This is a genomic window from Paenibacillus sp. sgz302191 (genome assembly GCF_057749925.1).
Map to the genome: position 1 here is coordinate 558,486 of NZ_JBYLHY010000001.1, position 11,057 is coordinate 569,542.

General features: G+C 55.1%; 8 protein-coding genes. 5 read left to right on the forward strand and 3 right to left on the reverse strand.

Features of this window, described 5'->3' with window-relative positions:
* Positions 1 to 178: 178 nt before the first annotated feature.
* Together AC3G2T_RS02455 and AC3G2T_RS02460 are read right to left on the reverse strand one after the other, a co-directional pair.
* On the reverse strand, positions 179 to 583 hold the full coding sequence (locus AC3G2T_RS02455; RefSeq protein ID WP_474684080.1) for a hypothetical protein: 405 nt from the start codon (positions 581 to 583) through the stop codon (positions 179 to 181).
* A gap of 111 nt (positions 584 to 694) precedes the next feature.
* Positions 695 to 904 carry a hypothetical protein gene (locus AC3G2T_RS02460; protein WP_474684081.1) on the reverse strand — a complete coding sequence of 70 codons (210 nt, stop codon included), beginning with the start codon at positions 902 to 904 and terminating at the stop codon, positions 695 to 697.
* Positions 905 to 1,074: 170 nt separating this feature from the next.
* Here AC3G2T_RS02460 and AC3G2T_RS02465 point away from each other — a divergent pair, with 170 nt between their 5' ends.
* The 3 genes from AC3G2T_RS02465 to AC3G2T_RS02475 are packed head-to-tail and all read left to right on the forward strand — an operon-like array spanning position 1,075 to position 6,290.
* Entirely contained in the window at positions 1,075 to 5,745 is a 4,671-nt protein-coding gene (locus tag AC3G2T_RS02465; protein ID WP_488434395.1) for a cation-translocating P-type ATPase, read from the forward strand.
* Positions 5,746 to 5,788: 43 nt separating this feature from the next.
* Positions 5,789 to 6,052 (forward strand): DUF5132 domain-containing protein, encoded by a 264-nt coding sequence (locus tag AC3G2T_RS02470; protein WP_474684083.1) that lies wholly within the window; start codon positions 5,789 to 5,791, stop codon positions 6,050 to 6,052.
* Positions 6,053 to 6,065: 13 nt separating this feature from the next.
* On the forward strand, positions 6,066 to 6,290 hold the full coding sequence (locus AC3G2T_RS02475) for a hypothetical protein (RefSeq protein ID WP_474684084.1): 225 nt from the start codon (positions 6,066 to 6,068) through the stop codon (positions 6,288 to 6,290).
* A 54-nt stretch (positions 6,291 to 6,344) separates the two neighbouring features.
* On the opposite strand, the gene AC3G2T_RS02480 is transcribed toward AC3G2T_RS02475, so the two are convergent.
* Positions 6,345 to 6,482, reverse strand: coding sequence for a hypothetical protein (locus AC3G2T_RS02480; protein WP_474684085.1), 138 nt, complete (start codon positions 6,480 to 6,482; stop codon positions 6,345 to 6,347).
* A 165-nt stretch (positions 6,483 to 6,647) separates the two neighbouring features.
* Here AC3G2T_RS02480 and AC3G2T_RS02485 point away from each other — a divergent pair, with 165 nt between their 5' ends.
* Positions 6,648 to 9,755, forward strand: coding sequence for a hybrid sensor histidine kinase/response regulator (locus AC3G2T_RS02485; RefSeq protein WP_488434396.1), 3,108 nt, complete (start codon positions 6,648 to 6,650; stop codon positions 9,753 to 9,755).
* Positions 9,730 to 10,851, forward strand: coding sequence for a response regulator (locus tag AC3G2T_RS02490; RefSeq protein WP_474684087.1), 1,122 nt, complete (start codon positions 9,730 to 9,732; stop codon positions 10,849 to 10,851). The genes AC3G2T_RS02485 and AC3G2T_RS02490 overlap by 26 nt, the downstream gene beginning before the upstream one ends.
* Positions 10,852 to 11,057 lie beyond the last annotated feature (206 nt).

Here is an 11,057-nt window from a genome sequence, read left to right on the forward strand (position 1 = left end):
TTCTGAATAACAGGAATCCGACTTTTTGAAACAATTGCCATGTAGCGCTGGGTCGAAACGTAACGGGGCCGGGCACATGTTCGTTATCGTTATAAGACATAGCCTCTTCTTCCTTTCGCTATTAAAGATAGGGAAAACTCGCTAATTGACAGTTAGCGAGTGTTGTTGAATTTCCGGGTTATTCGGGCTGCGCTGCCGGCTGTACGGCATTCGCAACGGTATCCGTTACCGATTCGGTGATATTGGAAACCGTATTGGAAACTCTATTCGTAATATTAGCGGCCAGACTGCTGTTGACAAGCGCATTGCCGGCCTGCGTTCCGAGCGTATGGCCCAAGGTGTTGCCAAGCAGTCCGCCGACAACCGACCCAAGGACTGTGCCGACTCCCGGCATCAGCGAAGTTCCAAGGATAGCCCCGTATTCGATGCCGGCCATAACGCCGAATGCGCCCGTCACATTGCCCGTCGTATGAACCATATAATCTTTTTTACCCAATTGGCCTCTCGTCAAGCTCATCGTGTCCTGTAATTGGGAAATACCTCCGGATATGAGCCCTCCCCATAAAGAACCGCCTTGAAACATACGGATCACTCCTTGTGTGTTTTATTTTGTTGCTACGGGATAGTAGTTCCCCATTGTACGATTTTTAAATCGTCGCCAAGCCGCCAAATGTTCTATTCAAGTTCATCCGAATTATGGGAGCGTGGAAGGCTCCGTATTGTTTTCGTCCTCATGCATGGCCGGCCGGAGCCCTGAGGCTCCGTCTTTGATTTGATCCCTGATTTCGAGCAGCACGCCTGCCCCTTTGACGGCCAGTTTGCGCGCGGCCTTCCGGGCTTCCGGGGACACGGCAAGCGCGACGGCAGCCGCGGCAAAGATGATGCCAAGCGGTGATTTGGCCACAATATCCTCTCCTTATATAAAGGTTGTACATAAAATAATTCCAAAATATGAAATATTTATACTTCATTCGAACATTTGGTCACGAAAAATCGATGCATATTTCAACTAACATTGCGAATAATAGCCAAATCACTTTTTTTGTGGTTAGCATGGATGAAGGAGAGTTATGGATGATAGCGTTACGAAATGACAACAGGTTTCTTCACATCCTGCCGGGGAGGATACGCATTGAAATTCGCGGGCTGCAGGGCAGCAAACGGACCGCGGAGCTGCTCGCAGCCAAATTATCGGCTTGCGTGGGCATTTATAAAGCGGAGCCTTGCACGATTACGGGCAGGATGCTGCTTCTGTATGATGCAAAGCAGATAACCGCGCAGCGCATGTTCGACCTGATCGGCGAAGTCGAAGAGCGGATCGGCGCTCCGGACCCGGAGGCCGAAGCGAAGGCTTTGGACCCGGCCGCCGGGCCGGGAGAGGCGGAGCAGGAAGCCGCGGCTGCGCATGAGGCCGGGCCTGCCCGCGAGCCGCTGGCTCTTCCGGCGCCGCGAGGGCCCGGTACGGGCGAGCCCGCGGAAAAAGTGCCCATCGCCTTGGCGCTTTCCATGGGCGGTTTGGCCGTGCTGGGCATCAAGCAGGCTTTGTTCGGGCGTTCCGCCCTGGCCGGAAGCCCGGCGCCTTTTTATTTATCGGCGCTCGTCTCGGTCGTGACCGGCTACCCTTTTCTCAAACGGGGAGTTCAAGTATATTCCGAAAAGAGACAAATAAATTCGGATCTCCTTTTAGGCACAAGCGCTCTCGCCCTCGCGCTCATGCGCGAAAATTTGGTCGTGCTGGCAGGACTCAGCATTTTGCAATATGTGAACTGGAAGCGAAGCCGCTTCATATCGAACGGGCAGCAAGAGTCCGTGATGTCGCCGGAAATTCAAGCGTACAGCGAAAAGGCGGGCAAATTGGGGCTCGTCGCAGCCGGTTTGACTTTGGCCGTGACCCGCAGTCCGCTCCGCGCCATCGCCGTGCTTCTGGCCGCGAATCCGCGGGCGATGACCGTACCCGCGCAATACGCCTGGAATCAGGCAGAGCTTGTTTCGGGAGAAAGAGAATACGTAGTTCCGGAAAAGGGGTCGTTATCCCAACTGGCCAGAACGAAAACGATTTTATTCGAAGATTCGTCGCTTTTGTTTAACCGTCCTGAGTTGGAAGAAATCAGCTGCATCGCGGAGAAGGAGCAGGATGCGGATAAAGCGGTATGTTTGGCCGCTTCGCTGATGGAAAAAAGCAGCCATCCGTGGAAAGAAGATGTGCGCAGCAAGGCGAAACAAACTTGCCGGACGATCCGCACCGCTTTCCATGTGGAAGAAGAGAGACACGGAATAAAAGGCAAAGTCAATGATAGCCGGATTTTCATTGGCGGCTCCAAATATATGCAAGCGAACGGAATTGACTGCGATGCCTATGAGCTTAAAGCAAAAAGGCTTGCAAGAAAAGGCTTTGACGTTCTTTTTGTCGGGAAGCAGGGAAATGCCAAAAACGAATGTCTCGGCTTCATGGCCAGACACCGGCAATCGCCGGTCAACGAATACGGCTCCGCTGCCGCATCTTTCAGCGATAAAGGATGGCGGCTTGGACTGCTGAACAACAGCCTGCACATCGGCGATGACGAGATTTCCCGGTACCGGATGGACACGAGCTGGTCATCCCTGGAGCGGGGCGAAGTGATCGAGCGGATTGCCGGGCTCAAGCAGCAAGGGGAAGAAGTGCTGTTTGTCGCTGCTCAGGAGCCAACGCCGCTCAATCGGTTTTATAAAGAAGCCGGGGTGCCGTCGATTTCCATCCATGAGCTGCAGCGTGTCCGGGAGAGCGCTTGGTACGCCGTGAGAACGGATCAAACCGTAACCGAACACGCACAAATCGCCAAAAAATGGAACATTTTCGGCTCCGCTCTCGCTACGCTGGGCATGATCAGCGCGCCGGCCGCCAATTTGATCGGGGACGCTTTATCGCTCGTATTTATGTCCAGAACGAAAATCAGGAGCGAAGCCCTGCCGTCCCCGCCGCAAATGGCGTTTAAGGACGAGGCCGCCGCCGCTTCCGAAGCTTGGGCCTGGCATCACCTCCCGAGCGAACGGGCCATCGGGGAGTTGCAGACGAACCTTCACAACGGACTGTCCCAGGATCAGGTTGCGGCGATGAGAAACCGGTATGGCCCGAATCGGCTTGACAGCAAAAAGCCTACGCCATGGCTCGTATCCTACTTGGGCCAATTCAAGGAGTTTACGACGCTGATTCTTCTTGGCACAAGTGTGCTGGCTCTGTTTACCGGCGGCCTTTTTGACGGGATCGCCATGGGGGCCATTTTGCTCGCCAATGCCGCAATCGGCACGATTCAGGAACGCAAAGCGGAAAAAGTGGTGGAAACGTTGAACCAGTTCCAGCCTCCGGCCTGCAAAGCAATCAGAGACGGCCGGCAAACGGAGCTGAACGCCGCCGAGCTGGTACCCGGCGATATCGTTTGCCTGGAGGCGGGTGACCGCGTTCCGGCGGATATCCGCTTGATCAGCGCATGGAACATGCGCGTCAACGAAGCGGCTTTGACCGGGGAATCGCTTCCCGTCGAAAAGAGCGAGTCCGCTTTGCCTGAGGAATGCGCCTTATCCGAGCGGAGCAATATGCTTTTCATGGGAACGGACGTGTGCGGAGGCAAGGGGATAGGCGTTGTCGTGCAGACGGGGATGAATAGCGAAATGGGCCATTTGGTGTCCCTGTTGAAACAGCAGGAAAAAGAAGTAACCCCGCTGCAGGAAAAAGTAACGTCGATCAGCAAAAAATTTGTGAAAGGCGCCCTTATCGCGGGAGGACTTGTCTTCGCAGCCGGCATTTTGCGCGGCATTCCCATTTCGCAAATGATGACAACTTCGATCACGCTTGCGGCATCAGCCATCCCACAAGGACTTCCCGTGACGATAACGATCGCGCTAAGCGCGGGGATTTTCCGTATGGCGAAGAAAAACGCGTTGGTCCGCAAGCTTTCCTCTCTGGAAACGTTAGGAAGAACGACGGTCATTTGCACGGACAAGACAGGCACGTTAACCAAAAATGAAATGACGGTAAAAGCGATTTCCACCGTGGATCGCGGTTGGACGGTAACGGGCAACGGCTATGAACCGACGGGAGTGCTGCACGAGTTTGTTCCCGAGGTTGCCGCCGCAGCCGCGGAACAGAAGGGACAGGAACATTACGGAAGCCCGGTATCTCACCCTGATTTGAACCGGCTGCTGCAAATCGGCGTGCTGTGCAATAACAGCAAGCTTGAGCAGCATGACGGGCACTGGACGACCAAAGGGGACCCGACCGAAGGCGCGCTTCTGACGCTCGCAGCCAAAAACGGGCTGTGGCTCAAAGATTTGACCCACTGGCACCGCGGGCACGAAATCCCGTTCGATTCCAAAACCGCAAAAATGAGCGTCGTGTGCAAAGATTCCCAGACGGAGCGGGAATGCTATCTTTTCTCCAAAGGGGCCGTCGAGACGATTCTCCGCCATTGCAACCGATACCAGAGGGACGGGGATGTACTGCCGTTATCCGAAGAACAGAAGCAGCACATTTTGCAGCAAAACGAAAAATTTTCGGCCGATGCGCTGCGCGTGCTTGCTTTTGCATACAGGCCTTTGGATGAGATCGACGGCGACGAGCCCATTGATGACGAGCGGGAGCTCATTTATGTCGGCATGGCCGGCATGATGGACCCTCCCAAGCCAGAAGTGGAGCGAAATATTCAGGAAGCTTTTGCGCTCGGGCTTAAGCCTGTAATGATTACCGGCGACCACCCGATCACCGCGATTTCGATTGCGAAGCAGCTTGGTATTTACAGCGATGCGCAGAGCGTCGTCACCGGCCATGAGCTTGACCGCATGTCGGACGAAGAGCTGCTTGGGATGGCGGATCAAGTGTCCATTTTTGCCCGTGTCACGCCTGAGCATAAGCTGCGCATCGTAACGGCTTTGCAAAAACGCGGATATATCGTCGCGATGACCGGCGACGGCGTCAACGATACGCCTGCTATCAAACAGGCCAACGTAGGTATCGCAATGGGGCGAACCGGGACGGAAGTTACGAAGGAAAGCGCGGATATGGTGCTGACGGAAGATCATTTCGGCACGATTGTCGAAGGGGTCAAAGAAGGCCGCACGATCATCGGCAATATTCGCAAAGCGCTCGGCTGTCTGCTGACCGGCAACCTGGCCGAGATTATCGTCACCAGCGCCGCCGTGATGGTCGGCCTGCCGATTCCTTTGGTTCCTATTCAAATTCTGCTCATGAATTTGCTGACCGACGCTCTGCCCGCGATGGTGCTGGCCGTGAATCCGGGCCATAAGAACAAGCAGCAACAAGTCGAATTCGTCGATAAGGAGCTGTACCGGAAATTGGTGACGAGAGGCTCGCTGCTCGGATTGGGCACGCTCGGTTTATTTGCCGCAAGCCTTGCGGTCGGTGCGCCTGTAGCGGTAGCTCAAAGCGTTGCCTTTGCGACGCTGATTTCGGGCCAACTGATCCAGACATTCTCATGGCGGCAGGAAGGCTCGGAAGAAACGATGCGCGATTGGACGAAGGACCGCTTCTTCGTCGGCGCTATATGCGTGTCGTGGCTGGCTCTGATAGGAGCGTTGTACATTCCGCCGCTGGCAGGGTTTTTCCATACCGCTCCTCTGCCGCTGGTCTACTGGATTCCCATCCTTGGCGTAGCCGGTTCGGTATCCCTCTTGTCCAAACCGGTGCTGGCCCTGATTTCCAAAAAACGGGCCCTCCCGGCTCTCCCGGCGGCGGACGCTTATGCTGCGGCTTAAACAGCCGCAGTCTCACTCATGAACCCCATTAGGAGGAACGCAAATGATTCAGAAGAATATGGACAAAATCATTATCGGCGCTGCGCTTGCCGCAGCGGCAGCCGCTTTGCTGCCCATTGCCAAAGCGACGTTCCGCCCGCTTGCCGCACCCGGCATGCAAGGCGGCGCCGGTTTGCTGAACCGCGGCAGAGCGCTTATTGAATACGCGCGGCAGGAAGTGGAGGATATTATTGCCGAAGCTCAGTTCGAAAGAATGAAAAAGCAGCTTGACCGGGAAATTGCCCAGTATGACGATGCCGAAAAGTGAGGAGAACGGATGGATGACCGAGCAAAATATAGATAATCATTTGCGCGAAGCTTTGGCGCATCTGGAGTCGGCTTTAAACCAAAGCGTACGATGCGTGCTTGAGAACGATAACGCGAAAAAAGAAATAGGTTTGAAATGGGAGCAATTTCTTGGGGAGTTTATAGGACAAGTTAGGGAAAAAGGAAAGAAGTCGAGGTTAAATCTGCTCGGCTGGATTACGTTTCCGCGAATCCGCTAGCGAATTCACGCCTATGCAGCCTGAAGCAGGCAGTAGACCGCTTCAGGCTGAAGCTTATTTCAGGAAGCCTGATTTTTTCTTTCTTCGATTGACGGCATAGCGGACGATGAAAAAGAGTACCAATATGCTGACCCCAACGCCAACTTTCAGAAAACCTCCTAAAAACAGAACCGAATCTTTCAACATGCTCATGGACGATCACCTCCCCGAAACGATACATCCGTATTATGGATTACACCTGTAAAATTATTCGCGCCCATTGAGTACCTTCATGGCATAAGACCGAATATGTAGGATTTTGCCCGACACTGTCGAAATACTATTCGATCAAACTGCCTTTCATATAAGGGGAAAACAATGCGTAGAAAAACGGCGGTTGCCTACATTATTTTTTGTGCTGCACTCATTCTTGTTGCGTTGAACTGGTTTTTGAACAATCGGCCGGCTGCCGAAAGCGTCCCCAAAGCGGAGAACGGAATCATGGATTTAACCGGGTGGAACTTTGCCGTCAGCGGGATCGTGCCCCTGGATGGCGAATGGGAGTATTACCGGGACCGCCTCCTGACGCCGGATGATTTTAAGCCGGACGGCAGGGCGCCGGAGCTGACAGGCTACGTTCACGTGCCGGACAAATGGGAGAACTACACTGTGCTCCAAGGGCGGAAGCCGCCCCCCTATGGCTACGCGACATTCCGGATGCATGTTAAACTGCCGGCCGAAGCCGGACGGAGCTTTGGAATCAGGCAGACGAATATAAAAACTGCCCATGTATTGTTCGTGAACGGCCGGGAGGTCGGTGCACGGGGCGTCCCGGGCACGAATCTGCAAGAGACGGTTTCCGTCAATGCGCCTTATGTCGGTTTTTTTTCGATTGACGGCAGCAGCGCCGATATCATTGTGCAGGTCGCCAACTTTCGATACTTCCAGGGAGGAATCACCCATTCTATTGTTCTGGGCTATCAGGCGGATATCCTGTATGCCCGGGAGTTTGCAGTGGCGAAGGACTTGTTCGCGGCGTCCTCTTTTCTGCTAATGGGCGCCTATTTCATAGCGCTGTTCTGGATGCGGAGAGGCGACCGTTCCTGGCTCTATTTTGGCCTGGGCTGTGTGTTGATGTGCGTGTTTACAGCGACGCACGGCGAGAAAATCACGACGCTGTTCTTGCCGGGAATTCCTTACGAGCTGTTTACAAAAATACAAGACTTTTCCGGCTTGGCGGGGGTATTGTTTTTGCTGCTGTATGCGATGCATTCTTTTCCCAATCTGTTCAAGAAAGCCGTGATGAAAGGGTTCGGGGCGGTGATCGCGGCGCTGATGCTCCTCGTTCTGTTAACCCCGGCATCGGTCTTTACTCCGTCAAGCATCGTGAGCTTCGCAGTGGCGTTTGCGGCGATTCTCTATGTCATATACGTGATGTTCGCCGGCGCCGTGCGGAGGATGGAAGGCTCGGTTTATATGCTGATCGGTGCATTGTCGCTGCTGGTCATGGTAGCGGTATCTTTAATGGAGTTTTTGGGAATGTCGGCGGCTTTTTCCGTTCAAATGACCGCATGGATGTGCTTTGTTGCGGCTCAAGTGATGTTATTATCCAAAAGGTTTATAAATGCGTTTGCTGCGGTTCAAAAGCTTTCGGAACGGCTGAGCTCCATGGACCGTTTGAAGGACGAATTTCTGGCCAATACGTCCCATGAGATGAAAACGCCGCTTCACGGGATCATCAACATTGCCCAATCGCTGATTGAGGGAGCGGCAGGCCGAATGACGCCGCAGCAGGAGCAGAACTTGGCGATGATTGTGGATACCGGCAAAAGGATGACCAATCTGGTCGGGGATTTGCTCGATTTTTCCAAATTGAAGAACGGAGAGCTTGTTTTGAACCGCCAAGCCGTTGCTTTGCGCCCGGTCGTGCGCGTGATCCTGGAGATGTTCCGCCATTTGGCCGGAGTCAAGCCGGTTCGGTTTATTGATCTTTTGAGCGACCGGCACTTGGTTTATGCCGATGAAGACAGGCTGACGCAAATTTTGAACAATCTGATCGGCAATGCGCTGAAATTTACGGCGGCTGGCGAGATTGCCGTCTCGGCGCGGGAGGAGAACGGCTGGCTGGCGATATCCGTCTCCGATACCGGCATCGGGATTCCGCGCGATAAGCTGGGGGCCATATTCGAATCGTTCGAACAGGCCGGGAGGGCGATTGCGAAAGAGTACGGAGGAACAGGACTTGGGCTCAGCATCGCCAAGCGGCTCGTGGAATTGCACGGCGGCAAGATTTGGGCGGAGTCCGAACCCGGGCAAGGCGCGGTACTGACGTTTACGGTGCCGCTTGCCGGCGGGGCGGCCTGGGAATCCGCCGAGACGGGGAAAGAAAGGGTGAACGCGCTGCGGGAAGCCGCTTCCCTGCAATCATTCCCGGCGGACACAGTCCGGCTGGAAGGCGGCGGAACGTTTACTGTTCTCGTTGTCGACGATGACGCCGCGAACCGGCAGGTGCTGCTCAACCTCTTGTCTGTAGAGAAGTATACGGTTATTGCCGTATCCAGCGGGATGGAAGCGCTGCGCCAGCTTGAGCTGAACCGGCGCATCGATCTGGCGGTTGTCGATCTGATGATGCCCGGCATGTCCGGGTATGAGGTGTGCCGGAGCATCCGCAAGGGATACTCGCTGTCTGAGCTCCCGGTGCTGCTGCTCACGGCCAGAAACCGGCCGGAGGAAATGATGGCGGCGTTCGACGCGGGAGTGAACGACTTTCTCGGCAAGCCTGTCGAGGCCGGCGAAATGAAGGCGCGCATCCGGACGCTGCTGAAGATGAAAATGTCGGCCAGCGAATCGATCAGCGCCGAGATGGCTTTCCTGCAGGCGCAGATCAAGCCTCATTTTCTGTACAATGCGCTGAATACGATCTCCGCATTCTCGCTGGACGATCCGCAGGCCGCGCGGGATTTGCTGGCCAGGCTCAGCCAATATTTGCGCGGCAGCTTTGATTTCAGAAATCTGGACCGGCTGGTGCCGCTGCGCAAGGAACTGGAGCTTGTGGAAGCTTACCTGTCCATCGAGAAGGCCCGTTACGGGGAGCGGCTGCGCGTCGTGTACGATATTGACGGCGATGCGGATTGCCTGCTGCCGCCGCTTGTCATTCAACCGCTGGTAGAAAATGCGGTGCAGCACGGCCTGGCCGGCCGCAAGCAGGGCGGTACGGTGGCCATCTCCGTTCGCGCTAGCGAACGCGATGTGGTCATAACGGTGGAGGACGACGGTATAGGGCTCAAGGATTCTCTTTCCGCGAAGCGACAGGCGGACAGCGAGGCGGCGAGCAGCGGCGTAGCCTTGACAAACATCCGCAAGCGTCTGCTTCGGATGTACGGCCGCGGCTTTGACATCGCAAGCAAGGCGGCCGGCGGTACGGCGGCAACAATTCGCATTCCGAAGGGGGAAAACATACATGATCAAAGTAATGGCGGTCGATGACGAGCTTCCGGCTTTGAAAATGGCCGAAAGCGTGCTGCGGACGTTCGACGACGTGAATATCTGCGGTCTTTTTCACGACCCTGAGGAGCTGTTGGAATGTCTGCTTACGGCTGAAGCGGACATGGTTTTCGTCGATATGAAGATGCCCGGCATGCATGGCCTGGAACTGGCCGAATTGATTCAGGAGCGCAGACCGGATGTCGCGATCGTTTTTGTGACGGCCTACGACTATTATGCGGTCGACGCCTTCGAGACGGAAGCGCTTGACTACGTGATGAAGCCGATGACGGCGGACCGGCTGCGCAAAACGCTGGATCGGTTCGCCAAGAAGCGGGGAACAGAGCTGCAGGGAGCGAAGCCGAAGGGCATGCTGGTCCGAAGCTTCGGGCGCTTTTGCGTGGAAACCGGGCAGGGTCGGAAGTTGAAATTCCGCAGGGCAAAGACCGAGGAACTGTTTGCGTTTCTTCTTCACTACCGGGGGCAGCCGGTTTCCATGGAGAACATCATGGATGCTCTGTGGGGGGACCGGGACGCCGAGCGGGCTCAGTCCATCCTGTATACGACGGCGTATCAGCTTCGCAAAGAGTTGGAAGCATTCGGGCTGTTCGAGGTGATTGAGCAGACTCGCGCCGGAGGGGGGCGCTATCGGTTATTGTGGACCCCGGACGTTTGGGATTGCGACGAATTTGAGAGCTTGTACCGGCGGTTCAAAGAAAGTAATGATATTGCCGATGCGCAAAGGGCGCTGGAGCTGTACCAGGCCGGTTATTTGACGGAGAACGGATACGATTGGGCGGAGGAGAAGCGGAGCGAGCTCGAATTGAGGTATGTCGAGCTGCTGGAGCGCATTGCCGACTGCGAGGCGCGGCGGCATCGGTTCGAGCTAGCCTTGCCGTATTTGCAAAAATGGGCGAATCTTCAGCCGTTCACGGAGCGGATTCACGCCAAAATTATCGCGCTGCACTTGCTGATGGGCAACAAGGAGGCGGCTGCGGCGTATGAAAAGAAGATGAAGGACTTGTTTGCCGGCGAATTGGGCGTTCCGCCGGATATCGATACAAGGGCTTTGGCTCTGAATCCCTTGGCTGTGTTTTAGTATGGAAGCGCGAGCGGCTCTCCCGTCTGCAGGACGGCGAGGGCCTTTTTGCTTTTGTTCAAACTCGGTTCAAAAACGATAAGTTATAATGTCGAACTGAGGCGTAACTCGCGAGACTGATTGTAGGTTTTTAGTCTGCTGGGAGGGTGCAGAGCTATGAAGGACAAGGATAGGAGTACGAGTTGCGGTGAGCCTGGACGACGGAT

What these genes read in the sequence shown, in the direction of transcription:
- AC3G2T_RS02465 (WP_488434395.1), top strand. Translation starts at nt 1,075, where the DNA reads ATGATAGCGTTACGAAATGACAACAGGTTTCTTCACATCCTGCCGGGG.
- AC3G2T_RS02470 (WP_474684083.1), top strand. Translation starts at nt 5,789, where the DNA reads ATGATTCAGAAGAATATGGACAAAATCATTATCGGCGCTGCGCTTGCC.
- AC3G2T_RS02490 (WP_474684087.1), top strand. Translation starts at nt 9,730, where the DNA reads ATGATCAAAGTAATGGCGGTCGATGACGAGCTTCCGGCTTTGAAAATG.
- AC3G2T_RS02480 (WP_474684085.1), bottom strand. Translation starts at nt 6,482, where the DNA reads ATGAGCATGTTGAAAGATTCGGTTCTGTTTTTAGGAGGTTTTCTGAAA.
- AC3G2T_RS02475 (WP_474684084.1), top strand. Translation starts at nt 6,066, where the DNA reads ATGACCGAGCAAAATATAGATAATCATTTGCGCGAAGCTTTGGCGCAT.
- AC3G2T_RS02485 (WP_488434396.1), top strand. Translation starts at nt 6,648, where the DNA reads ATGCGTAGAAAAACGGCGGTTGCCTACATTATTTTTTGTGCTGCACTC.
- AC3G2T_RS02455 (WP_474684080.1), bottom strand. Translation starts at nt 583, where the DNA reads ATGTTTCAAGGCGGTTCTTTATGGGGAGGGCTCATATCCGGAGGTATT.